The following is a 23,584-nucleotide window of genomic DNA, read 5'->3' as shown; positions in this document are numbered from 1 at the left end:
TTTTGTTTTTACGTGTCCGTCTCTCGCGCATCATTGGAGTCTACAACTCAAGGGGTGAAGAGTTTGCAGGGTCACATGGTCAAGTACGGGTGGCGTGAACGTCGCTCCTACTCTCGGATCCATGAAGTGCTGGATCTTCCGAATCTTATTGAGATCCAACAAAAGTCTTATGAGTGGTTTTTGCGGGAAGGGTTACGCGAAATGTTCGCGGATATCTCACCAATTCAAGACTTTACCGGTAATCTCATTCTGGAATTCATCGACTATAGTCTGGGGGAACCTAAATACGATGTAGATGAGTCCAAAGAGAGAGATGTAAACTTCGCAGCTCCTCTCCGCGTGAAAGTTCGCCTGCTCAACAAAGAAACTGGCGAGGTTAAAGAACAAGAAGTATTTATGGGAGACTTTCCGTTGATGACGGAGACGGGGACTTTTATCATTAATGGCGCTGAACGGGTTATCGTCAGCCAATTGGTCCGTTCCCCGAGTGTCTACTATCATGCAAAAATCGATAAAAACGGAAAAAAAGCATATTCTGCAACCGTCATTCCGAATCGCGGAGCATGGTTGGAATTTGAGACTGACGCGAAGGATATTGTGTATGTGCGCATTGACCGGACGCGCAAGTTACCCATTACCGTTTTGCTCCGGGCTCTAGGATTGTCTTCGGATGCGGAAATTGTGCAGCTTATCGGCGAAGATGAATATCTTCAGAACACTTTGGATAAGGACACCACGGATTCAACTGAGAGAGCGCTTCTGGAAATTTACGAGCGTTTGCGTCCCGGTGAGCCACCAACGTATGAGAATGCGCGAGCTTTGTTGTCAGCTCGGTTCTTTGACCCAAAACGATACGATTTAGCTAGCGTTGGCCGCTACAAAATCAACAAGAAAATCCACCTGAAGAATCGCCTGCTGAACCAGCGCTTGGCCGAAACTCTCGTGGATGCCGACACTGGAGAAATCATTGCGGAAGCGGGAGCTGTCATTGACCGCCGTCTTCTGGACCGCATCATTCCGGCGCTTGAAGGCAACGTCGGCCGTGTGACCGTGCCGTGCACTCCGGATTTGACAGGGTCCGATACGACGTTTGTTCAGATGGTGAAAATTTTTAGTCCGACCGAGGATGGTAAAATACTCCATGTCATCTCGAACGGCGAGATTGATCGCTCAATCAAGCATATTACGCCAAGTGACATTCTTGCGGCCGTATCCTACTTCTTCAACTTGTTGAGAGGTGTGGGCACGACCGACGACATCGATCATCTTGGTAACCGCCGACTCCGTTCTGTCGGAGAGTTGCTTCAGAATCAGTTTCGCATTGGTCTGTCGCGTATGGAGCGAGTCGTGCGCGAGCGTATGTCCATTCAAGATGCGAGCACCATTACACCGCAAGCACTGATTAACATTCGACCCGTCATTGCGGCTATCAAAGAGTTCTTTGGGTCCAGTCAGTTGTCGCAATTTATGGACCAGACAAATCCGCTCGCGGAATTGACCCATAAGCGTCGATTGTCTGCGCTTGGCCCGGGTGGTCTCACCAGAGAACGCGCAGGCTTTGAAGTTCGTGACGTTCATTACTCACACTACGGCCGGATGTGCCCAATTGAGACACCTGAGGGCCCCAATATTGGCTTGATTAACTCACTTTCGTCCTACGCTCGCATTAACGAGTATGGTTTTATTGAGACTCCGTATCGCCGTGTCGATCCAGAGACGGAAATTGTCACCGCACAGATTGATTACTTGACTGCTGACGAAGAGGAGAACTATGTCGTCGCTCAAGCGAACGAGCCTCTGGGTGAGGATGGACGACTTGTCTCTGAAGAGATTACCGTGCGCTACCGCGAGGATGTCATTACTGTTCCGCGCTCTCGCATTGACTATATGGACGTTTCTCCGAAGCAGGTTGTCTCAGTTGCAACGGCGATGATTCCATTTCTCGAAAATGACGATGCGAACCGAGCACTGATGGGGTCGAACATGCAGAGGCAGGCGGTACCGCTCCTCGTTCCTGATTCACCTTATGTCGGGACTGGCATGGAACACCAGGCGGCTCGAGACTCTGGTGTGTGTGTTGTAGCGCGCCGTGCTGGTGTGGTGGAACGTGTGACTGCTAGAGAAATCTGGGTACGCCATCAGCAGATGGTGGACGGGAAACTGGTGCGTGGCGATCTCGACAAATACAAGCTGCAGAAGTTTACGAGGTCGAACCAGAATACTTGTATTAACCAGCGGCCGATTGTCCGTGAAGGAATGCAAGTGACTGCCGGCACCATTCTTGCCGATGGACCAGCGACAGACCATGGCGAATTGGCCTTGGGGCGGAATGTGCTCGTGGCTTTCATGACATGGGAAGGGTACAACTACGAAGATGCCATCCTCCTCTCCGAGAAAATGGTTAAGGAAGATGTGTACACTTCAATTCACATTGAGGAGTACGAGTTGGAGTCTCGTGACACCAAACTTGGGCCTGAAGAAATCACGAGGGACATTCCGAACGTCGGCGAAGATGCGCTCAAAAACTTGGATGACCGCGGAGTCATTCGAATTGGTGCGGAAATTCGTACTGGCGATATCTTGGTTGGGAAAGTCACTCCGAAAGGTGTCACGGAGTTGACTGCTGAAGAGCGATTGCTCCATGCGATTTTTGGTGAAAAAGCGCGTGAAGTTCGCGATACGTCCTTGCGGGTACCTCACGGTGGAGCGGGGATTGTCGTTGATGTCAAAGTCTTTACGCGTGAAAATGGCGACGAGCTACCTGCCGGCGTCAATCAGTTGGTCCGAGTCTATATCGCCCAAAAACGGAAGATTTCAGAGGGTGATAAAATGGCTGGTCGTCACGGTAATAAGGGCGTGGTCGCACGCATCTTACCGGAAGAGGACATGCCATTTTTAGAGGATGGAACGCCCGTTCAGATTGTGCTCAATCCACTTGGGGTGCCTTCCCGTATGAACATCGGACAGGTGCTGGAGACGCATTTGGGGATGGCTGCTGCTGCTCTCGGGATTCGCATCGCTACACCTGTGTTTGATGGCGCGCACGCTGAGGACGTCTTCGAAACACTCGAAGAAGCCAATTTCTCTCGCGACGGAAAGCACGTGCTATATGACGGTCGTAGCGGCGAGCCATTTGATAATCGCGTCACGGTCGGGTATGTCTATATGTTGAAGCTTCACCATTTGGTGGACGACAAGATTCACGCTCGTTCCACGGGCCCCTACTCTCTCGTCACTCAGCAGCCTCTCGGCGGCAAGGCTCAGTTCGGTGGACAGCGGTTTGGAGAGATGGAGGTGTGGGCGCTCGAAGCCTACGGGGCAGCGTATACCCTCCAAGAAATTTTGACGGTTAAGTCAGATGACGTAGTGGGACGTGTCAAGACGTATGAGGCGGTTGTGAAGGGTGAAAATGTCCCTGAACCCGGCGTGCCAGAGTCGTTCAAGGTCCTCATCAAGGAGCTTCAAAGCTTAGGTATGGACGTCAAGATATTGACGGGTGACGAGCAAGAAATTGTCATGCGCGAGAGCGACGAAGAAGAGGATACGGGAGAAAAGCTCAACCTCAATTTGGAATATCACGAAATTGGCGAGTAGTGCCGCCCGAATCTGCCGCTGTATTGTGTACTAGCCATTCATCGAAACGGAGGGTGTGCGGTTGCTGGACGTCAACAACTTCGAGTTCATGAAAATTGGCCTGGCCTCACCGGAAAAAATTCGGTCTTGGTCGCATGGCGAGGTAAAGAAACCGGAAACCATCAATTATCGTACTTTGCGTCCGGAAAAAGAGGGTCTGTTTTGCGAAAAAATCTTTGGCCCGCAGCGGGACTGGGAGTGTCACTGCGGTAAGTACAAGCGCATCCGCTACAAGGGCGTGGTGTGTGACCGGTGTGGCGTAGAAGTCACGCGGGCGAAAGTTCGCCGGGAGCGCATGGGTCACATTGAACTGGCTGCACCAGTGTCACACATATGGTACTTCAAGGGTATTCCCAGCCGCATGGGGCTTGTTCTGGACATGTCACCGAGGTCGCTCGAAGAGGTCATCTATTTTGCGTCCTACGTGGTGACAGACCCTGGAGATACTCCGCTCGACAAGAAGCAGTTGCTGAGTGAGAAAGAGTACCGTTCTTATCGTGAGAAGTATGGCTACGCGTTTCAAGCGGGCATGGGGGCGGAAGCGGTTCGGCGGTTACTTCTCGAAATTGACTTGGACCGTGAAGTCGAGCAGTTGAAAGAAGAATTGCGGACGGCTCAAGGACAGCGTCGGAATCGCGCAATCAAGAGGCTGGAAGTCTTGGAAGCGTTTCGCGCATCGGGGAACCATCCGAGTTGGATGATTCTTGACGCGCTCCCAGTCATTCCGCCGGATTTGCGCCCAATGGTGCAATTGGATGGTGGGCGTTTTGCAACGTCTGATTTGAATGACCTGTATCGACGCGTCATCAACCGAAACAACCGTCTCAAACGCCTGCTTGACCTCGGGGCGCCGGACATCATTGTCCAGAATGAAAAACGCATGCTCCAAGAGGCGGTGGATGCGCTCATCGACAATGGGCGCCGGGGTCGACCCGTAACGGGGCCTGGCAACCGACCGCTCAAGTCGCTGTCTCATATGCTCAAGGGAAAGCAGGGGCGGTTCCGCCAGAATCTCCTTGGCAAGCGTGTGGATTACTCTGGCCGATCCGTCATTGTCGTCGGGCCTGAACTCCGCATGTATCAATGCGGACTACCGAAAGAGATGGCGCTTGAGTTGTTCAAGCCGTTTGTCATGAAAGAGTTGGTGGCGCGCGGGCTTGCTCACAATATCAAGAGTGCTAAACGCAAAGTCGAGCGCGTTTCGCCTGAGGTTTGGGATGTGGTCGAAGACGTCATTCGCGAGCACCCTGTTTTACTGAACCGAGCACCCACATTGCATCGACTGGGTATTCAAGCGTTCGAGCCCATTCTCGTGGAGGGCCGCGCTATCAAATTGCACCCGCTCGTCTGCACGGCCTACAACGCCGACTTTGACGGTGACCAGATGGCCGTGCACGTACCGCTCTCTGCTGAGGCACAGGCTGAAGCGAGACTCTTGATGTTGGCGGCTCACAACATTCTCAATCCGAAGGACGGCAAACCAGTCGTCACGCCGACGCAAGACATGGTGCTCGGACCGTACTATTTAACGGTTGAAAAAGAAGGCGCAGTAGGGGAAGGGTCAGTCTTTGCGGACGTTGCCGAGGCCCACTTCGCCTATCAGCAAAACCTTATCACCCTACATTCTCGCATCGCTTTGCCCGCCAAAGCGCTTGGCAAGACATCGCTCACTGCTGCACAGCAAAACGGATTTTTAATTACAACACTCGGGAAGTTAATATTCAATGAAGTCTTTCCAGCGGACTTCCCGTACTTACACTCCGGGTCTCGCAAGAACCTGCTGGAGGGTGCGCCAGACGAGACGTTCGTCTTGGAAAAAGGGTTGCACTTGCGAGAGTGCGTGGCAAATCGACCGATTCCTAAAGCGATTATCAAGAAAGACTTGGGGAATATTCTAGGAGAGTGCTTCCGCCGTTACGGAACTACCGTCACTGCGGAAATCCTTGACCGCGTCAAGCGTCTCGGATTCAACTACTCCACGCGCGCAGGTATCACTATTTCTGTGGCCGATATCATTGTTCCGGAAGAGAAGTACCGCATTACGGAGGAGGCGAATGAGCGCGAGCACAAGCTGAAGCAACAGTATCGGCGTGGGCTCATCACGGAGGAAGAGCAGTACATGACCTTCAGCCAAATCTGGTCGGAAGCCAAAGAACATATTTCGCACACGCTGATGACCAGCATGGATGAGTTCAATCCGATTTACATGATGGCGACCTCCGGTGCGCGCGGTTCCAACTCGCAGATTACACAGTTGGCAGGCATGCGAGGACTGATGGCCAATCCTGCTGGCGAGATCATCCAGTTGGCCATCAAGTCGAACTTCCGAGAAGGCCTCACGGTCTTGGAATACTTCATTTCCACCCATGGTGCGCGGAAGGGACTTGCAGACACAGCGCTTCGCACGGCGGACTCAGGATACCTGACGCGTCGCCTAGTGGATGTAGCGCAAGATACTATCGTCCGTGAAGTGGATTGTGGTACGGATAAAGGGCTGCGAATTGCGGAAATTCGGGACGGTAAAGAAGTCATCGAAGAATTTGCGGACCGTCTGGAAGGTCGTGTCGCATTCCAAGACATCCTGCATCCGAAGACTGGTCAGGTTCTTGTCGCTAAGAATGAGTTGATCGATGAAGAAAAAGCTGCTGCCATTCTTCAAGCGGACATTAAGGAAATTTATATTCGGTCTGTCCTAACATGTCGTTCTCGCCATGGCGTTTGCATCAACTGTTACGGACGGAATTTGGCGACCGGGAAAATGGTGGAGATTGGCGAAGCAGTAGGTATTATCGCTGCGCAGTCGATTGGCGAGCCGGGCACTCAGCTAACCATGCGTACGTTTCATACCGGTGGCGTGGCGGGCGATGACATCACGCAAGGTCTACCTCGGATTCAAGAGTTGTTCGAGGCACGCAATCCGAAAGGCCAGGCCGTTATTGCCGAGTTTGAAGGAGAAATCACCGATATTCGGGATGGTAAAGACAAGCGGGAAGTCGAACTGAACGGTGAGAGCGAGACGAAGGTCTATCCTATTCCGTATGGTTCGAGAATTCGGGTACACGTCGGGCAGATGGTTGAGGCTGGTGACGAGTTGACGGAGGGCTCGGTCGATCCGAAAGAAATGCTCCGTGTTCGCGGGCTTCAAGGCGTACAGAACTACCTCCTCCGCGAAGTGCAGCGCGTCTACCGTCTGCAAGGCGTGGACATCAATGATAAACACGTCGAAGTGATGGTACGGCAGATGCTTCGTAAAGTGCGTATTTTGGATGCTGGCGATACGGATCTCTTGCCTGGCACATATGTGGACCTCTTCGACTACGAGGAAGCGAACCGGCGTGCATTGCTTTCCGGAGGGGAGCCGGCAGTTGCTCGTCCAGCACTGCTCGGTATCACCAAAGCGTCGCTTGAAACGGATTCCTTCCTTTCCGCGGCCTCTTTCCAGGAAACTACGCGCGTTCTTACAGAGGCCGCCATCAAGGGCAAAGTCGACAGACTTCTTGGACTGAAGGAAAATGTCATCATTGGCAAGCTCATTCCCGCCGGAACCGGAATGGCTCGCTACCGGAATATTCGGCTCGTAGATGGCGCTGATGTCGAGGAGCCAAATCTGACTTCTGCAGAAGCTGCGGTACCTGTCGGAGAGTAACAGGGAATCTGGACGATGCCTGTCGACTCGCTCGCGCATGGGCGGTTGACAGGCATAAATTCCGGATGATAGAATCTCAGGGTGCGCCAAAGCGCGGTTCGCCAAGTAGCTGTGTAAAAGGAGGCTACTGCGGTGTCTTTAGATCGCATCCGCCTTGCGAAGAACCGTACCATCGGCTTGAATCAGACTCTAAAGGCAATGCAACAGTTGGCGGCGAGAGAAGTTTACGTTGCACGGGATGCAGAACCCAGAGTCCTACAGCCCGTACTTCAATTGGCCGAACAACAAGGATTGTCTTTGGTCTGGGTCGACTCTATGCGGATGCTCGGTAAGGCGTGCGGCATAGAAGTTGGTGCAGCAACTGCAGCGATTCTTGATTAATCACTCGTGGAGACGGAAGAACGGACGCGAGTTCATTCAAGTCGGTCTCATGCGACGATTTTTCTTGTGTTTGTATGAATCACCAGGCACTGTGGACTTAAAAATATGTGGAGGGAGGTGCAGCGATGCCGACCATTAATCAGTTAGTACGCAAAGGTCGCAAGCCAGTGACGTACAAGTCGACGGCTCCAGCGCTGCAAAAAGGCTACAACAGTTTTGACAAGGAACAGACGGACTTGCCAGCACCACAAAAGCGCGGTGTCTGTACGCGCGTGGGTACTATGACCCCAAAGAAGCCGAACTCGGCGCTTCGGAAGTACGCGCGTGTCCGCCTGACGAACACCATCGAAGTGACTGCCTATATTCCTGGTATCGGCCATAATCTTCAGGAGCACTCTGTTGTGCTTGTTCGCGGTGGGCGTGTCAAGGACCTTCCTGGTGTGCGCTATCACATTGTCCGTGGGGCCTTGGACACGGCTGGAGTAAAAGACCGTCAGCAAGCACGGTCGAAATATGGGGCTAAGCGTCCGAAGGTCAAGAAGTAACTGGCGAGCAGGCCAGTATACGCTGTGAACATCAATCATATTTTCGAGAAATTTGAAGGGGGGGACAGTCATGCCGCGTAAAGGACCAGTACCGAGGCGCGATGTGATGCCTGATCCAATCTACAGTAACAAAATGGTGACTCGCCTGATTAACAAGGTGATGTTAGATGGCAAACGCGGGACTGCCCAGAAAATTGTTTACTCTGCGCTCGACACAGTGCGCGAGCGCTCCGGGAAAGACCCGATGGAAGTGTTTGAAGCTGCAATGAGAAACATCATGCCAGTGCTTGAAGTCAAAGCTCGTCGTGTGGGTGGCTCCAACTACCAAGTGCCCATCGAGGTTCGTCCCGACCGGCGCTCTACCTTGGGCCTTCGCTGGCTCGTGAATTACGCCCGCCTCCGTGGCGAAAAGACGATGGAGCAAAAACTGGCGAATGAATTGATGGACGCGTTCAACAATACAGGTGGTGCCGTGAAGAAGCGGGAAGACACACACCGCATGGCCGAGGCGAATAAAGCCTTCGCTCATTATCGCTGGTAGGAGCATCGCTAGGACATTAGAAGTAGACAAGGAGGTTGCCCTGTGAGCCGTCAGTTTCCTTTGGAAAAGACGCGCAATATCGGCATTATTGCGCACATAGACGCCGGAAAAACGACGACGACAGAACGAATTTTGTTCTATACGGGTCGTGTTCACAAAATCGGCGAAGTTCACGACGGTGCGGCCACAATGGACTGGATGGTGCAGGAGCAAGAACGTGGCATCACCATTACTTCGGCAGCAACCACAGCTCAGTGGAACGGACATCGCATCAATATCATCGATACACCAGGGCACGTGGATTTTACCGTCGAGGTTGAGCGCTCTCTCCGTGTTCTGGACGGTGCCTGTGGCGTATTCGATGCAAAAGGTGGCGTCGAGCCGCAGTCTGAGACTGTGTGGCGTCAAGCGGACAAATACCACGTTCCTCGAATCGCTTACGTGAACAAAATGGACATCATTGGTGCCGACTTCCTTATGTGTGTGGAGCAAATGAGGACTCGTCTTGGTGCCAAGGCGGTGCCCATTCAGCTTCCTATCGGCGCGGAGGACCATTTTAAAGGCATGGTGGATTTGGTCGAAAATCGAGCCATCCTCTATACGGATGATCTCGGTACAACTTCTGAGCAGGCTGCCATCCCCGATGACATGCGAGAACTTGCGGAAAAATACCGCGTAGAACTCATTGAGGCGTGTGCTGAGGTCGATGAGGAATTGATGGTCAAGTATTTGGATGGCGAAGAGGTCTCGGTTCCTGAAATTAAACGCGCACTGCGCAAGGGTACATGCTCTGTGCAACTTTTCCCTGTCCTGTGTGGTTCCTCCTATCGCAATAAGGGTGTACAGCCGATGCTGGATGCGGTGGTTGACTACCTCCCTTCGCCTACAGATGTGCCGGCGATTAAGGGTGTGACGGCGGAAGGGCAGGAAATTGAACGGCACTCCAGTGACGAAGAACCGTTCTCCGCACTTGCCTTTAAAATTATGACCGACCCATTTGTTGGGAAGCTCGCATTCTTCCGAGTGTATTCCGGAGTCTTGGGCAGCGGATCGTACGTTTTGAACTCGACCAAAGGCAAACGAGAGCGTATTGGCCGCATTCTGCAAATGCATGCAAATCACCGAGAAGAGATTGCTCAGGTGTACGCCGGGGACATTGCGGCGGCGGTCGGTCTGAAAGACACGACCACTGGTGACACACTCTGTGATGAGAAGCAAGTGGTCGTCCTGGAATCGATGGAATTTCCGGACCCGGTTATTTCCGTATCGATTGAGCCGAAGACGAAGGCTGACCAAGACAAACTAGGCGTCGCCCTGGGAAAACTCACCGAGGAAGACCCGACTTTCCGCACGTATACGGACCAAGAGACGGGTCAAACCATTATTTCGGGCATGGGTGAATTGCACCTTGAAATCATCGTCGACCGCCTGCAACGTGAGTTCAAAGTCGAGTGTAACGTTGGCCGTCCGCAGGTTGCTTACAAAGAAACGATTACTCAACGGGTTGAGCAAGAAGGGAAGTTCGTTCGCCAATCGGGTGGTCGTGGGCAGTATGGCCATGTTAAAATCATTCTCGAACCACTCGAACGTGGTCAAGGCTACCAATTCGAGAACAAAATTGTCGGTGGCGTGGTGCCGAAGGAATACATCGCACCTGTCGATGAAGGAATTCAAGAGGCGCTTCGAAACGGTGTTATTGCTGGTTATCCGATGTTGGACGTCAAGGTCACGTTGTTTGATGGTTCTTACCACGACGTCGACTCTTCTGAAATGGCGTTCAAAATTGCCGGTTCCATGGCGCTCAAAGCTGGCGCGGTGAAAGCTGGTCCCGTTCTACTCGAGCCTGTCATGAAAGTGGAAGTGACAGTGCCCGAAGAGTACATGGGTGATATCATGGGCGACATCAACTCTCGTCGCGGAAGAATTGAGGGCATGGAACAACGTGCAAATGCTCGCGTCATTCGGGGCTTCGTACCGTTGTCCGAGATGTTTGGGTACTCGACGTCCTTGCGTTCCAGGACGCAAGGCCGAGGAACATATTCAATGGAACTTGCGGCTTACGAGGAAGTTCCGAAGTCAATTGCGCAAGAGATTATCGCCAAAAGTAAGGGCGAATGAGAACAGGGAGTGAAGCGTAATGGGAAAGGCTAAATTTGATCGTTCGAAACCGCATGTGAATGTTGGTACCATCGGACACGTTGACCACGGCAAGACGACTTTAACGGCTGCTATTACTAGTGTTCAAGCGTCGAAAGGCCAGGCACAAGCTCAGAAGTACGACGAGATTGACAAGGCTCCAGAAGAGCGTGAGCGTGGTATCACGATTAACACAGCGCACGTCGAGTATGAGACGAATGCTCGTCACTATGCGCACGTCGATTGCCCGGGTCATGCCGACTACGTGAAGAACATGATTACGGGAGCCGCCCAGATGGATGGTGCCATTTTGGTGGTGTCTGCAGCTGACGGCCCCATGCCGCAGACTCGCGAGCATATTTTGCTCTCTCGTCAAGTGGGCGTTCCACATTTGGTTGTGTTTTTGAACAAGTGCGACATGGTTGATGACGAGGAACTTCTGGAATTAGTTGAGATGGAAGTGCGCGAGTTGCTGAGCGAGTATGACTTCCCTGGCGACGACATCCCGGTGATTCGCGGCTCTGCGTTAAAGGCTTTGGAAGGCGATGCTGCGTATGTGGCTAAAATTGAAGAATTGATGGAAGCGGTCGACAGCTACATCCCAACGCCAGAGCGCGACACTGACAAGCCCTTCTTGATGCCGGTGGAGGACGTGTTCACCATTACCGGACGCGGTACAGTTGCTACGGGTCGCGTGGAGCGTGGTGTGTTGAAGGTTGGCGACGAGGTCGAGATTGTCGGCTTGGTTGAAGACAGCCGCAAAACTGTCGCGACCGGTATTGAGATGTTCCGTAAATTGCTCGACCAGGCGCAAGCTGGTGACAACATCGGTGCCTTGCTTCGCGGTGTTGAGCGTAAGGATGTAGAACGCGGCCAGGTTTTGGTTAAGCCGGGCTCCATCAAGCCACACACCAAATTTCAGGCTGAAGTGTACGTGTTGACCAAAGAAGAAGGTGGACGTCATACGCCGTTCTTCAACGGCTATCGTCCGCAGTTCTACTTCCGGACAACCGATGTCACGGGTGTTTGCGAATTGCCAGAAGGAACAGAGATGGTCATGCCTGGCGACAACATCACCATGGAAGTGGAATTGATTGCTCCGATTGCTTTGGAAGATGGAACCCGCTTCGCTATTCGCGAAGGTGGTCGCACGGTCGGCGCGGGCGTCGTGGCTTCCATTAAGAAGTGAGTTGACAAGACGGAGTTAGCTAGCGTTTAGGAAGCGTGCTGCCCGTCGCTTGAAGTCCCGTTAGCAGAGGAACCACTGTGGTTCCTCTGCTTTTTTAGTGCCTTCCCGACTTTCCCGACACCCTTGGCTGTCGTCATACATGCTGCCGAAAAGATTTTCTTGTGCTTTGCCGACTCTTCTAGTATAATATCGAACGTTGGTCTCTGACAGCGATGAGGCAGAAGGTTGCTTATGTGCTTTCGCCATATGAGGCACCGCTGAGGAAATTTCTGCAGAGTATGTCCAATTCATTGGGCGACTGTCGACTGGTGTCCGCGAGACACTGTCAAAGCCCGTACAGCGAGGGGGGAAACATATGGCGAATCAAAAGATCCGTATCCGTTTGAAAGCGTATGACCATCAGATTCTTGACCAGTCCGCTGAGCGAATTGTGGAGACGGCCAAGCGTTCTGGTGCACACGTAGCCGGGCCTATTCCGCTTCCGACGGAGCGGTCAGTCTTTACAATTCTGCGAGCTCCGCATAAGTACAAAGATTCACGGGAGCAGTTCGAGATGCGCACTCACAAGCGCCTCATTGATATTTTGAATCCGACATCACAAACGGTCGATTCCTTGATGAGATTGGACTTGCCGTCCGGTGTTGATATCGAGATCAAACTTTGATTTTCTGTTCAGGGAAATGGTTAACGATGGTTTTCGGAGGAGGTGCGCGCGTGAAAGGTATTTTAGGCCGTAAGCTTGGTATGACTCAGGTCTTTACGGAAGATGGCACAGTCGTGCCGGTCACTGTCATTGAGGCTGGGCCGTGTGCGGTGTTGCAGGTCAAGAACAAGGGAACTGACGGTTATGAAGCAGTGCAACTTGGCTTTTCAGACAAGAAGCTGAGCCGCTCCACGAAAGCTGAACAGGGGCACGCGCAAAAAGCAAATACGGCTGCGAAGCGTTATGTTCGCGAATTTCGCGGGGTGGATATCTCTGGGTATCAACTCGGCCAGCAGTTAAAGGCGGATGTCTTTCAGTCGGGCGAACTCGTAGATGTCATTGGTGTCTCCAAGGGCAAAGGTACTGCAGGTCCAGTAAAGCGTCACAATCAATCCCGCGGCCCGATGGCTCATGGTAGCAAATATCACCGGGGAGTCGGTTCGCTAGGTTCGATTGCTGCCAACCGCGTGTTCAAAGGTCAAACCATGGCTGGCCGCATGGGTGCTGAAAGAGTTACAGTTCAAAATCTCGAAGTGGTCAAAGTAGATGCCGAGCGCAATTTGCTGCTTATCAAGGGTTCGGTACCAGGCCCGAAAAACTCCTACGTGACAGTGCGTTCCGCGATTAAGTCCGACGGGAAATAATCAATTAGAAAGGAGGAAACTCTGTGCCGAAGTTACCTGTTTACAATATGTCCGGCGAACAAGTGGACGAAATGGAATTGAGCGACCGCGTGTTTGCTGCGTCGGTACGACCCGATTTGATGCATGACGTCGTTCTTATGTACTTGGCGGGTCAGCGCCGCGGTACTCATAAAGTCAAAGGGCGTTCTGAAGTATCTGGCGGCGGTCGGAAGCCGTGGCGTCAAAAAGGTACGGGTCGCGCCCGTCAAGGCAGTATCCGCGCTCCACAGTGGAAGGGTGGGGGCGTGGTCTTCGGCCCCAAGCCGCGGGATTACCACTACCGCCTACCTAAGAAGGTTCGCCGCTTGGCGCTGTACAGTGCCTTGTCGACGAAAGTGGGCGAAGGTAAAGTGGTGTTGCTTGATCAACTTTCCGTTCCGAACATCAAGACGAAACACATGGTCACGTTGTTACAGAAATTCGACCTCAATCGAGTTTTGGTAGTCGATGCTGAGCGCGAAGAGGACGTCATGTTGTCGGCGCGTAACCTCCAAGGTGTCAAATACGTAGGTGCCAATGGGGTCAATGTGTACGACCTTCTTCACTACGATCATGTTGTGTTGACCAAGGACGCCGTGCTTAAAGTTCAGGAGGTGTTCGCGTAGTGGATCCGCGTGATGTCATCAAGCGCCCAATTATCACAGAGGCGTCTACCGCGATGATGGAGGACAATAAATACGTGTTCGAAGTCGATAAGCGCGCCAATAAAATTGAGATTCGTCAAGCTGTTGAAAAAATTTTCGGCGTTAAAGTCGCATCTGTTCACACGATGCGTACGCCTGGTAAGAAGAAGCGTGTGGGTCGCTATGTCGGCATGACGCCTGAAAAGAAAAAAGCAATCGTCGCATTGACTCCGGAATCTAAGGGTATTGAGATATTTGGCGAGAACTGATTTTGGCAATTTAGGTAGGAGGATGTTGGTCAATGGCTATTAAAAAGTATCGTCCAACCTCCCCGGGCCGCCGTTTCATGTCCGTTTCCACGTTCGAGGAGTTGACAACGGACAAACCTGAAAAATCATTGTTGGCTCCGCTGCATCGGCGGGCCGGGCGCAATCATCAGGGAAAGATAACGGTTCGGCATCAAGGGGGCGGACATAAACGCCAGTACCGAATTATCGACTTCAAGCGATTAAAAGACGGTATACCCGCAAAGGTAGCAACGATTGAATACGACCCGAATCGCTCGTCTCGCATTGCTCTGTTGCACTATGCGGATGGAGAGAAGCGCTACATTATCGCCCCGCACGGTATAAAAGTCGGTGATGTTGTCGTTTCTGGTCCGGGTGCGGATATTCGAGTGGGTAATGCTTTGCCGATTGCTAACATTCCGGTCGGAACGGTCATTCATAACGTCGAATTGAAACCGGGCAAAGGCGGGCAACTGGTGCGTGCTGCCGGAGCTTCGGCGCAGTTGATGGCCAAAGAAGGTGCCTATGCTCAAATTCGTCTTACGTCCGGCGAGGTCCGTTTGGTACGCATGGAGTGCCGAGCTACGATTGGGCAGGTCGGGAACTTAGACCATGAAAATATCAACATCGGTAAGGCTGGGCGGTCGCGCTGGATGGGCAAACGTCCTACGGTTCGCGGCTTGGTCATGAACCCGGTAGACCATCCTCATGGTGGTGGCGAAGGCCGAGCGCCGATTGGACGCAAGTCGCCTATGTCTCCTTGGGGAAAGCCAACGCTGGGTAAGAAAACTCGCAAAAAGAATCACCGGACGGACAAGTATATTGTGCGCCGCCGCAAGAAGTAAAGTGCCATCGACCGGCTGTATGGGGGCCGGAGTTTGGAAGGAGGTTCGAGTTTTATGGGACGTTCTTTAAAAAAAGGTCCTTTCTGTGACGGTCACCTGATGAAGAAGGTGGAGACTCAGAACAGTAGTGGCGAGAAGAAAGTCATTAAGACTTGGTCGCGCCGTTCGACGATTTTTCCACAGTTTGTAGGACATACCTTTGCTGTGCACGATGGTCGTAAGCATGTGCCGGTGTATGTGTCTGAGGACATGGTGGGCCACAAGTTGGGTGAATTTGCGCCAACACGCACGTTTAAGGGTCACGCTGGCGACGAGAAGGCTTCTCGTTCGAGGTAATTGAATGGCACAAGAAAGGAGGGAGTTCCGTGGAAATGACACAGACACGAGCGGTTGCTAAGTATATTCGTATTGCGCCGCGTAAAGTTCGTCTTGTAGTCGACCTGATTCGGGGGAAGAACATTCGCGAAGCTCTGGCGATTCTCGAGTTCACGCCACGAGGTGCGTCTCCGGTGGTGGCTAAAGTGGTCAAATCGGCCGTGGCAAACGCTGAGAACAATCACAACATGGACAGCGAGCGATTGTTCGTGAAGGAAATCTATGTTGACGAAGGCCCCACATTGAAACGTTTCCATCCACGCGCTCAAGGCCGCGCCTACAGTATCTTGAAGCGCACGAGCCATGTCACTGTCGTGGTTGCCGAAAGGGAGGGATAAGAGTTCATGGGTCAAAAGATCAACCCCGTAGGAATGCGTATTGGCATCATTCGCGACTGGGAGTCCAAATGGTTTGCGAATAAGAAAGACTACCAGGATTTGCTTCATGAAGACATTGAGATTCGCAAATATGTGTTCCGTCGCCTCCGCGACGCAGCTGTGGCGAGTGTTGACATTGAACGCGCCGCAAATCGCTTGAATGTGACTGTTCACACAGCGAAACCAGGCATGGTGATTGGCAAGGGCGGCACGGAAGTCGATAATTTGCGAAATCAGTTGAGTCATCTCACTGGTAAACGTGTTCACATCTCGATTTCGGAAATCAAAAATCCAGACCTATTCGCTCAATTGGTGGCTGACAACATTGCTAGCCAACTCGTTCGAAGAGTTTCATTTCGCCGCGCGCTGAAGCAAGCCATCCAGCGCAGTATGCGCTCTGGGGCCAAAGGGATCCGTGTTCAGGTGTCCGGTCGCTTGGGAGGCGCGGAAATTGCCCGCACGGAGGGCTATGCGGAAGGTACTGTTCCGTTGCACACCCTGCGTGCGGACATTGACTACGCTCTGTCTGAGGCGCACACGACCTATGGTCGCATTGGAGTAAAAGTGTGGATATACCGTGGCGAAATTCTCCCGCAACGGACGAGAAAGGGCGCCGAAGAAGGGGGTAACTAATCATGTTGATGCCAAAGCGGGTCAAGCACCGCAAAGAACATCGCGGGCGCATGACGGGTGCTTCAAAAGGTGGCAACGAGGTCGCGTTTGGCGAATTCGGGTTACAGGCTCTCGAGCCAGCTTGGATCACCAACCGGCAAATCGAGTCCGCTCGTATCGCGATGACCCGTTACATGCGTCGTGGCGGAAAGGTTTGGATAAAGATCTTTCCGAGTAAGCCCGTAACCCAAAAGCCAGCGGAGACCCGTATGGGTAGCGGCAAAGGTTCGCCAGAAAAGTGGGTTGCAGTGGTTAAGCCTGGCCGCATTCTTTTCGAGATTGCTGGCGTTTCAGAGGAAACAGCGCGTGAAGCTATGCGTCTGGCCGCACATAAGCTGCCTATCAAGACGAAATTTATTGTTCGTGGTCAAGAGGGTGGTGAATCTGATGAAAGCTAAGGATTTCCGTGAACTGAGCAGTGATGAGATTGTCGGTCGCGTCGATCAATTGAAAGATGAATTGTTCAACCTGCGCTTCCAGCACGCCACAGGGCAATTGGAGAATCCGACGCGGATTCGTCAGGTTCGAAAGGACATTGCTCGCGCGAAGACCATATTGCGGCAGCGGGAGCTCGGCATCAGCTGAGAGAGGAGGAATCCTGGTTGGAACGGAATTATCGCAAGGTGCGAGTTGGCAAGGTTGTCAGTGACAAAATGGAGAAGACCATCGTTGTAGCCGTAGAGGAGAACATCAAGCATCGTCTCTATGGAAAGACCATTCGCCGCACGAAGAAATTCAAAGCGCATGACGAACACAATGAGGCAAAAATCGGCGACACAGTCCGGATTATGGAGACTCGCCCGCTTTCTAAAGAAAAACGCTGGAGACTCGTCGAGATTGTCGAGAAGGCTGTCGTTATTTGAGCGAATTGCTTTTGAGAGGAGGGGAAAGTTGTGATTCAACCGCAAACGCGGCTGTTGGTCGCTGACAACTCCGGAGCGAAGGAGATCATGTGCTTTCGTGTGCTCGGAGGATCGAATCGCAAGACTGCCAATATTGGTGACGTCATCGTAGCCTCTGTCAAGAGTGCAACACCAGGAGGCGTTGTCAAGAAAGGCGATGTAGTCAAGGCGGTGGTGGTCCGTACCCGCCGAGGGTTGCGCCGAAATGACGGATCGCACATTCGTTTTGATGAGAATGCAGCAGTCATCATTCGTGATGACAAAAGTCCACGTGGTACTCGTATCTTTGGCCCTGTGGCGCGGGAATTGCGCGAGCGTGATTTCATGAAAATCATCTCCCTGGCGCCCGAAGTGCTGTGAGTCGGAGTGACGCGAAGAGGAGGTGGCAAGATTGCCGAAAATGTTTGTCAAGAAAGGCGATAAAGTCATAGTCATTGCGGGTAAGAACAAAGGGTCGGTGGGGCAGGTATTGGCTGTACTACCCAAAGAAAACCGCGTGATTGTGGAGGGCGTTCAGGTGGTCAAACGCCATACGAAGCCCAATCAGAATAACCCGGACGGCGGGATTATTGAAAAAGAGGCGTCCATTCACGCGTCGAATGTCGCATTGGTTGACCCGAAAAGTGGCAAAGCGACCCGGATAGGACACAAGTTTTTGGAAGACGGAACGAAAGTAAGATATGCGAAAAAGTCTGGCGAAGTGATTGACTGAGTAGCCAGGTGAAGGGAGGTTTCAAGATGGCCCGTCTGCGGGATCGATATACAAGTCAAGCTGTACCGGAACTCATGAAGCAATTCAATTACACGACCATCATGCAAGTGCCTCGTGTAGAGAAAGTCGTTATTAATATGGGCTTGGGTGAAGCCACTCAGAACCCAAAAATCATTGACGCTGCCGTGGGAGATTTAACGCTCATCTCAGGGCAGAAGCCAGTTGTGACGCGGGCGAAAAAGTCCATTGCTCAGTTTCGCTTGCGCCAAGGGATGCCGATTGGTACGAAGGTGACGCTGCGCGGAGATCGGATGTACGAGTTCCTAGACAAGCTGGTGAACGTGGCCTTACCTCGCGTTCGAGACTTCCGTGGAGTATCACCACGCGCATTTGATGGTCGCGGTAACTATACTTTGGGACTCCGCGAACAGTTGATCTTTCCGGAAATTGACTACGACAAAGTCGATAAAGTGCGCGGTCTGGAAATTGTGGTTGTAACCACTGCACCTTCTGATGAGGAAGCCAGAGCTTTGTTGACAGTGTTGGGAATGCCGTTCCGTCAGTCATAAGTCGATTCACACGGAGAGGAGGGCGAGTTCATGGCGAAGACGTCCATGATTGTGAAATCTCAACGCAAACCCAAGTTTAGTACTCAGGCGTATACACGGTGTCGCGTCTGTGGTCGTCCGCATTCAGTACTTCGCAAATTCGGTGTCTGCCGGATTTGCTTCCGAAATCTTGCGCATAAGGGTCAGTTGCCTGGTGTTCGCAAGGCTAGCTGGTAAGTTGTTGAACAGGAAGGAGGTTTACGAAAGATGGTTGTGAGCGATCCAATCGCCGACATGCTCACTCGCATTCGTAATGCGAATCAGGTCGGTCATGAAAAAGTGGAAGTCCCAGGTTCAAACATTAAACGGTCCATCGCTGAAATCTTGAAAAATGAGGGTTTCATTCGCGACGCCGAGTTTATCAGTGACGAAAAGCAGGGTGTTATTCGTGTCTTTTTAAAGTACGGCAAAGCGCAAGAACGAGTGATTACTGGTTTGAAGCGTATTTCCAAGCCGGGCCTTCGTGTGTACGTGAATCATGACAATATACCGCGCGTCCTGGGCGGACTTGGAATCGCCATTTTGTCGACATCCCGTGGTGTCATGACCGACAAAGAGGCGCGTAGAAACGGTGTTGGCGGCGAAGTGCTGTGCTACATTTGGTAATGTCGCAAGGAGAGGAGGTTGAGACGGATGTCTCGTATCGGTAGAAAACCAATTCCGCTGCCGCAAGGTGTAGAATTCACCGTGAATGGCACTTTGGTGAGCGTGAGCGGACCAAAGGGGACGTTGTCCCGCAATATTCATCCGGACATGAAATTAGTGGTTTCGGACGGGCAGGTTGTAGTGGAAAGACCATCCGATGAAAAAGTGCATCGCAGTCTGCATGGCACGACGCGCAGTGTGGTCTACAATATGATACAAGGTGTGACGGAAGGATACACTAAGGGGCTCGACTTAGTCGGTGTCGGATATCGCGCCGCCAAGTCAGGCAACAAAGTAACGCTTTCCCTCGGTTTCTCCCATCCTGTCGAATTGCCGACGGTAGAGGGTATCGAAGTAGAGGTTCCTACCCAAACAAAGCTTCTTGTTCGGGGTATCAATAAAGAATTGGTTGGCGAGTATGCGGCAAAGGTTCGTGACTTGCGTCGTCCTGAGCCGTACAAGGGTAAGGGTATCCGCTATGAGAACGAGGTTGTTCGCCGCAAGGTTGGTAAGACTGGTAAGAAGTAATGTCCTGATTGGAAGGAGGGGTTCCTTTGATTACAAAGGAAAATCGCAATGAGGCACGCCAACGGCGGCACATTCGAGTTCGAGCGAAAGTGTCTGGGACAACTCAGCGGCCGCGCTTGAACGTGTTTCGGTCCAACAAGCACATCTACGCACAAGTGATCGACGACGTGACGGGTGTCACGCTGGTGAGTGCGTCCAGCTTGGATAAAGAATTGCGCGATGGTCAAGCGAATGGTGGAACGGTTGAAGCTGCGAAGAAAATCGGTCGCTTAGTGGCGGAGCGTGCAAAGGCAAAGGGAGTAACGGCGGTTGTTTTCGACCGCGGCGGATATCTCTATCATGGCCGCGTTCAAGCGCTCGCAGATGCAGCGAGAGAAGCAGGGCTGGAATTCTAAAAGAAAGGTAGGTGCCAGTGTGCGAATCGATCCAAGTCAGTTAGAACTGTCGGAACGCGTGGTTTCCGTCAACCGTGTGGCAAAAGTCGTCAAAGGTGGTCGTCGGTTTTCGTTCTCCGCACTTGTTGTAGTCGGCGATGGGAATGGACATGTGGGCGCCGGTCTAGGTAAAGCACAAGAGGTTCCAGATGCTATTCGAAAAGGCGTCGAAGACGCCAAGAAGAATTTAATTCATGTGCCGATGAAGCGTACGAGTATTCCGCATGAGTCTCTCGGTCACTTTGGTGCAGGGCAAGTTTTGATTAAACCCGCTCCGGAAGGAAGCGGCGTGATTGCCGGTGGGCCTGCTCGCGCCGTTTTGGAGTTGGCCGGAGTGAAAGATATTGTCACCAAATCGCTTGGGTCCGCAAACCCAATCAACATGGTGCACGCCACATTGCAGGCGCTGCGCCAATTGAAACGAGCAGAAGAGGTAGCGCGTTTGCGCGGTAAGACGGTGGAGGAAATTCAAGGTTAAGGAGGGTGCCACATGGCGAGGTTCTTGGCTATCACACTGACGCGCAGCACGGTCGGTCGTCCGGAAAATCAGCGACGCACGGCTTACGCTCTTGGCCTGAGAAAGATGCACAAGACCGCTGTACATGCGGATACGGAGACGATTCGCGGCATGGTGAATCGTATTCGCCATCTCGTGACCGTCGAAGAGATAGAACAGGAAGTTGTCACAGAATAGGAGGTGTGTGTGGTGCAATTGCACGAGTTGAAAGGCAATCCGGGCTCTCGTAAGTCACCGAAACGGGTGGGGCGCGGTACCAGTTCCGGACACGGTAAAACCTCGACACGTGGACATAAGGGACAGTGGGCCAGGTCTGGAGGCGGCGTGCGTCCAGGTTTTGAAGGTGGTCAAAATCCGCTCTTCAAACGCCTTCCCAAACGCGGCTTCAGCAATGAGCCTTTCAAGAAGGAATATGCTGTGGTCAACTTGGAGTCTTTGAATGATTTCGCAGAGGGTACCATTATTACGCCGGAATTGCTTCGTCAGCATCGGATCGTCCGGAAGGTCCTGGATGGGGTCAAGATTCTTGGCACCGGAGAACTTACGGTGAAGTTGACGGTGCATGCGCATGCCTTCTCGAATTCCGCCAAGGAAAAAATTGAGGCGGCGGGTGGCACGGTCGAGGTGATTTAAAGTGGGGCAAACCATCGCGAACCTGTGGCGACTAAAGCATCTGCGAAATCGCATTTTGTTCACCTTGTTTGTGATAGCAGTCTATCGTATCGGCACCTATATCCCCGTTCCTGGGATTAATACGAGCACGCTGACGTCCGGTGATCACAATGCTTTGTTCAACCTTTTGAACATGTTCTCTGGCGGTGCGTTTTATCGGTTCTCCATTTTCGCGATGAGCGTGACGCCCTACATCACGGCCTCCATCATCATGCAACTACTTCAATCGGGTGTAGTTACACGATTTGAGGAGTGGCAAAAAGAGGGGGAGTCGGGGCGCCAGAAATTGACTCAAGTCACTCGTTATCTGGCGGTCTCGTTCGGTATTCTACAAGCGGCTGGCTTGACATTCACCTTTCACAGAAGTGGCGTGTTGCTCTCCAATAGTTGGTGGGAATACGCGGTCATCGTCATTTCTTTAGCCGCTGGTGAGACGTTGCTGATGTGGTTTGGAGAGATGATTACTGAAAAAGGCGTGGGAAACGGTATTTCCATTCTCATCTTTGTCAGCATCATTTCTCAGTTCGGGCAGTTTGGCCAGGCCGTCTATGAGAAGTGGTTTGTTGGCCAACATCAGCACTTGTTCTTGAGCATTCTGCGCGTCGTCATTTTGCTCGTGGGAGCGGTGATTCTGTTCGCTGTGATTGTCTATGTTCAGCAGGCAGAGCGCCGGATTCCAGTGCAATATGCCAAACGCGTGGTAGGGCGCACAGTGTATAGTGGGCAACAGACGCATATTCCGCTCAAGGTCAATGCGGCGGGCGTTATTCCTGTTATTTTCGCAATCTCCCTGTTGATTTTGCCGTACACCATCGCGTCTTATTTTCCCGGCCACGAGTGGTCGACCCTTGTGCTGCGGTACCTGTATCCGTCATCGTGGTGGTTTGTGGGGCTGGAAGTGCTGTTGATTATTGCCTTTACGTTCTTCTATACGCACATCCAAATCAACCCACAGCAGTTAGCGGAGCAGTTGCAAAAGCATGCGGGATATATTCCAGGAGTGCGACCGGGTGCTGAGACAGAGGAGTACATTATAGGGGTTGTCAATCGTATTACGGTGTTTGGCTCACTGTTCCTGGGCATTATCGCCGTGTTGCCCTTTGTTCTGTTGGAGGGCATGGGACTACAGTCGTTTGCGATTACCGGTACTTCCCTGCTGATTATCGTCGGTGTGTCTCTTCAGACGCTGCAGCAATTGGAAGGCCAAGTGCTACAGAGAAAGTATCGCGGATTCATCCGCTAAGTGCGAGGGGGCCAAAGCGTGCAGATCATGTTGCTCGGGCTACCCGGTGCTGGAAAAGGCACGCAGGCAGCTCGCATTCAGAGCGAATACGGAATAGCGCATATCTCTACGGGAGACATGTTTCGTCGGGCGATTGCGAGCGGCAGCTCACTCGGTAACACTGTCCAGGAATACCTGGATAGTGGTCGACTCGTTCCCGACGAACTGACCATTGAAGTGGTTCGTAGTCGTCTCATCGAAGAGGATGTCCAGTCTGGGTTTCTGTTGGATGGCTTTCCGAGGACTCTTGCACAGGCAGATGCTCTCGGTGAACTCCTCGAGAACCTTCAAAAACGACTCGATGCTGTCCTGTATCTTCATGTTCCAGAAGACGTACTGATGCGGCGATTGACTGGCCGGCGGATATGCTCGTCCTGTGGTGCGACTTATCATCTGGAGTACAATCCGCCCAGCCGGGAGGGCATCTGTGACGTCTGTGGAGCGACTCTCTACCAGCGCCCGGACGATACAGTTGAGGCGGTAAGCACGCGATTAGAACAGTACGCCCAGACGGCGCCACTGGTGAACTACTATCGCGACAGGAGTCTATTGTATGAAGTCGATGGACTGTTGCCTATTGACGAAGTCTTTCATCAGGTTTGCGTCATCCTGAATGGCCTGCGAAAGTAGGAATGGACTTGAGGATGA

Annotated in this window: 30 protein-coding genes; all 30 read left to right on the top strand. The window is 52.4% G+C overall.

The features are described from left to right. Positions 1–75: 75 nt before the first annotated feature. The 30 genes from rpoB (at position 76) to M4I36_RS03725 (ending at position 23,566) form a co-directional block, all read left to right on the top strand. A complete protein-coding gene (gene rpoB / locus M4I36_RS03870; RefSeq protein WP_374985403.1) occupies positions 76–3,594 on the top strand; it encodes a DNA-directed RNA polymerase subunit beta in 3,519 nt (1,172 codons plus the stop codon). Between the two features lie 61 nt (positions 3,595–3,655). Then, positions 3,656–7,279: a DNA-directed RNA polymerase subunit beta' gene (rpoC, locus tag M4I36_RS03865; RefSeq protein ID WP_258110363.1), complete on the top strand. Its 3,624-nt coding sequence runs from the start codon at positions 3,656–3,658 to the stop codon at positions 7,277–7,279. 132 nt (positions 7,280–7,411) lie between these two features. Continuing rightward, the gene (locus tag M4I36_RS03860; RefSeq protein WP_258110362.1) at positions 7,412–7,660 is read left to right on the top strand and encodes a ribosomal L7Ae/L30e/S12e/Gadd45 family protein; all 249 of its coding nucleotides are present in this window, start codon (positions 7,412–7,414) and stop codon (positions 7,658–7,660) included. 125 nt (positions 7,661–7,785) lie between these two features. Then, positions 7,786–8,205 carry a 30S ribosomal protein S12 gene (gene rpsL / locus M4I36_RS03855; protein ID WP_258110361.1) on the top strand — a complete coding sequence of 140 codons (420 nt, stop codon included), beginning with the start codon at positions 7,786–7,788 and terminating at the stop codon, positions 8,203–8,205. A 70-nt stretch (positions 8,206–8,275) separates the two neighbouring features. After that, positions 8,276–8,746 carry a 30S ribosomal protein S7 gene (gene rpsG / locus M4I36_RS03850; RefSeq protein WP_258110360.1) on the top strand — a complete coding sequence of 157 codons (471 nt, stop codon included), beginning with the start codon at positions 8,276–8,278 and terminating at the stop codon, positions 8,744–8,746. A gap of 42 nt (positions 8,747–8,788) precedes the next feature. Next, positions 8,789–10,864, top strand: coding sequence for an elongation factor G (fusA, locus tag M4I36_RS03845; protein WP_258110359.1), 2,076 nt, complete (start codon positions 8,789–8,791; stop codon positions 10,862–10,864). Positions 10,865–10,883: 19 nt separating this feature from the next. Then, a complete protein-coding gene (gene tuf / locus M4I36_RS03840) occupies positions 10,884–12,071 on the top strand; it encodes an elongation factor Tu (RefSeq protein WP_258110358.1) in 1,188 nt (395 codons plus the stop codon). A gap of 355 nt (positions 12,072–12,426) precedes the next feature. Next, on the top strand, positions 12,427–12,735 hold the full coding sequence (rpsJ, locus tag M4I36_RS03835) for a 30S ribosomal protein S10 (RefSeq protein ID WP_258110356.1): 309 nt from the start codon (positions 12,427–12,429) through the stop codon (positions 12,733–12,735). Between the two features lie 50 nt (positions 12,736–12,785). Beyond that, positions 12,786–13,418, top strand: coding sequence for a 50S ribosomal protein L3 (gene rplC / locus M4I36_RS03830; protein ID WP_258110355.1), 633 nt, complete (start codon positions 12,786–12,788; stop codon positions 13,416–13,418). 23 nt (positions 13,419–13,441) lie between these two features. Beyond that, positions 13,442–14,062, top strand: a complete 621-nt coding sequence (rplD, locus tag M4I36_RS03825) for a 50S ribosomal protein L4 (protein ID WP_258110354.1) — start codon at positions 13,442–13,444, stop codon at positions 14,060–14,062. After that, entirely contained in the window at positions 14,062–14,349 is a 288-nt protein-coding gene (rplW, locus tag M4I36_RS03820) for a 50S ribosomal protein L23 (protein WP_258110353.1), read from the top strand. Before rplD ends, rplW begins: the two co-directional genes overlap by 1 nt. A 32-nt stretch (positions 14,350–14,381) precedes the next feature. Next, on the top strand, positions 14,382–15,212 hold the full coding sequence (gene rplB / locus M4I36_RS03815) for a 50S ribosomal protein L2 (protein ID WP_258110352.1): 831 nt from the start codon (positions 14,382–14,384) through the stop codon (positions 15,210–15,212). Between the two features lie 54 nt (positions 15,213–15,266). Next, the gene (gene rpsS / locus M4I36_RS03810; RefSeq protein WP_258110350.1) at positions 15,267–15,548 is read left to right on the top strand and encodes a 30S ribosomal protein S19; all 282 of its coding nucleotides are present in this window, start codon (positions 15,267–15,269) and stop codon (positions 15,546–15,548) included. 35 nt (positions 15,549–15,583) lie between these two features. After that, entirely contained in the window at positions 15,584–15,925 is a 342-nt protein-coding gene (gene rplV, locus M4I36_RS03805; protein ID WP_258110400.1) for a 50S ribosomal protein L22, read from the top strand. 6 nt (positions 15,926–15,931) lie between these two features. Continuing rightward, complete coding sequence (gene rpsC / locus M4I36_RS03800; protein WP_258110349.1) at positions 15,932–16,597, top strand: 30S ribosomal protein S3; 666 nt, start codon at positions 15,932–15,934, stop codon at positions 16,595–16,597. A gap of 2 nt (positions 16,598–16,599) precedes the next feature. Then, complete coding sequence (gene rplP / locus M4I36_RS03795) at positions 16,600–17,034, top strand: 50S ribosomal protein L16 (protein ID WP_258110347.1); 435 nt, start codon at positions 16,600–16,602, stop codon at positions 17,032–17,034. Further along, complete coding sequence (gene rpmC / locus M4I36_RS03790; protein ID WP_258110346.1) at positions 17,024–17,221, top strand: 50S ribosomal protein L29; 198 nt, start codon at positions 17,024–17,026, stop codon at positions 17,219–17,221. The genes rplP and rpmC overlap by 11 nt, the downstream gene beginning before the upstream one ends. A 17-nt stretch (positions 17,222–17,238) precedes the next feature. After that, on the top strand, positions 17,239–17,499 hold the full coding sequence (gene rpsQ / locus M4I36_RS03785; protein WP_258110345.1) for a 30S ribosomal protein S17: 261 nt from the start codon (positions 17,239–17,241) through the stop codon (positions 17,497–17,499). A gap of 30 nt (positions 17,500–17,529) precedes the next feature. After that, positions 17,530–17,898, top strand: a complete 369-nt coding sequence (gene rplN, locus M4I36_RS03780) for a 50S ribosomal protein L14 (RefSeq protein ID WP_258110343.1) — start codon at positions 17,530–17,532, stop codon at positions 17,896–17,898. Positions 17,899–17,938: 40 nt separating this feature from the next. Continuing rightward, positions 17,939–18,250 carry a 50S ribosomal protein L24 gene (gene rplX, locus M4I36_RS03775; protein ID WP_258110399.1) on the top strand — a complete coding sequence of 104 codons (312 nt, stop codon included), beginning with the start codon at positions 17,939–17,941 and terminating at the stop codon, positions 18,248–18,250. 26 nt (positions 18,251–18,276) lie between these two features. Further along, entirely contained in the window at positions 18,277–18,819 is a 543-nt protein-coding gene (rplE, locus tag M4I36_RS03770; protein WP_258110342.1) for a 50S ribosomal protein L5, read from the top strand. Between the two features lie 30 nt (positions 18,820–18,849). Continuing rightward, positions 18,850–19,035, top strand: coding sequence for a type Z 30S ribosomal protein S14 (locus M4I36_RS03765; RefSeq protein WP_258110340.1), 186 nt, complete (start codon positions 18,850–18,852; stop codon positions 19,033–19,035). A gap of 30 nt (positions 19,036–19,065) precedes the next feature. Beyond that, a complete protein-coding gene (rpsH, locus tag M4I36_RS03760; protein ID WP_258110338.1) occupies positions 19,066–19,464 on the top strand; it encodes a 30S ribosomal protein S8 in 399 nt (132 codons plus the stop codon). Between the two features lie 27 nt (positions 19,465–19,491). Further along, complete coding sequence (rplF, locus tag M4I36_RS03755; RefSeq protein WP_258110337.1) at positions 19,492–20,031, top strand: 50S ribosomal protein L6; 540 nt, start codon at positions 19,492–19,494, stop codon at positions 20,029–20,031. 26 nt (positions 20,032–20,057) lie between these two features. Continuing rightward, positions 20,058–20,426 (top strand): 50S ribosomal protein L18, encoded by a 369-nt coding sequence (gene rplR, locus M4I36_RS03750; protein ID WP_258110336.1) that lies wholly within the window; start codon positions 20,058–20,060, stop codon positions 20,424–20,426. Between the two features lie 19 nt (positions 20,427–20,445). Next, positions 20,446–20,943 carry a 30S ribosomal protein S5 gene (gene rpsE / locus M4I36_RS03745; protein ID WP_308661029.1) on the top strand — a complete coding sequence of 166 codons (498 nt, stop codon included), beginning with the start codon at positions 20,446–20,448 and terminating at the stop codon, positions 20,941–20,943. 12 nt (positions 20,944–20,955) lie between these two features. Then, positions 20,956–21,159 carry a 50S ribosomal protein L30 gene (rpmD, locus tag M4I36_RS03740; RefSeq protein ID WP_258110335.1) on the top strand — a complete coding sequence of 68 codons (204 nt, stop codon included), beginning with the start codon at positions 20,956–20,958 and terminating at the stop codon, positions 21,157–21,159. A 12-nt stretch (positions 21,160–21,171) separates the two neighbouring features. Further along, the gene (rplO, locus tag M4I36_RS03735) at positions 21,172–21,615 is read left to right on the top strand and encodes a 50S ribosomal protein L15 (protein WP_258110334.1); all 444 of its coding nucleotides are present in this window, start codon (positions 21,172–21,174) and stop codon (positions 21,613–21,615) included. A gap of 1 nt (position 21,616) precedes the next feature. Continuing rightward, positions 21,617–22,897, top strand: a complete 1,281-nt coding sequence (secY, locus tag M4I36_RS03730) for a preprotein translocase subunit SecY (protein WP_258110333.1) — start codon at positions 21,617–21,619, stop codon at positions 22,895–22,897. An 18-nt stretch (positions 22,898–22,915) separates the two neighbouring features. After that, positions 22,916–23,566 carry an adenylate kinase gene (locus tag M4I36_RS03725; protein ID WP_258110332.1) on the top strand — a complete coding sequence of 217 codons (651 nt, stop codon included), beginning with the start codon at positions 22,916–22,918 and terminating at the stop codon, positions 23,564–23,566. Positions 23,567–23,584: the final 18 nt, after the last annotated feature.

This window comes from Alicyclobacillus sp. SP_1 (genome assembly GCF_024706985.1).
In the GTDB taxonomy this organism is placed as follows: Bacteria; Bacillota; Bacilli; order Alicyclobacillales; family Alicyclobacillaceae; genus Alicyclobacillus_I.
The sequence above is the reverse complement of the archived record's forward strand: the minus strand, read 5'-3'. Positions and strand labels throughout refer to the sequence as shown.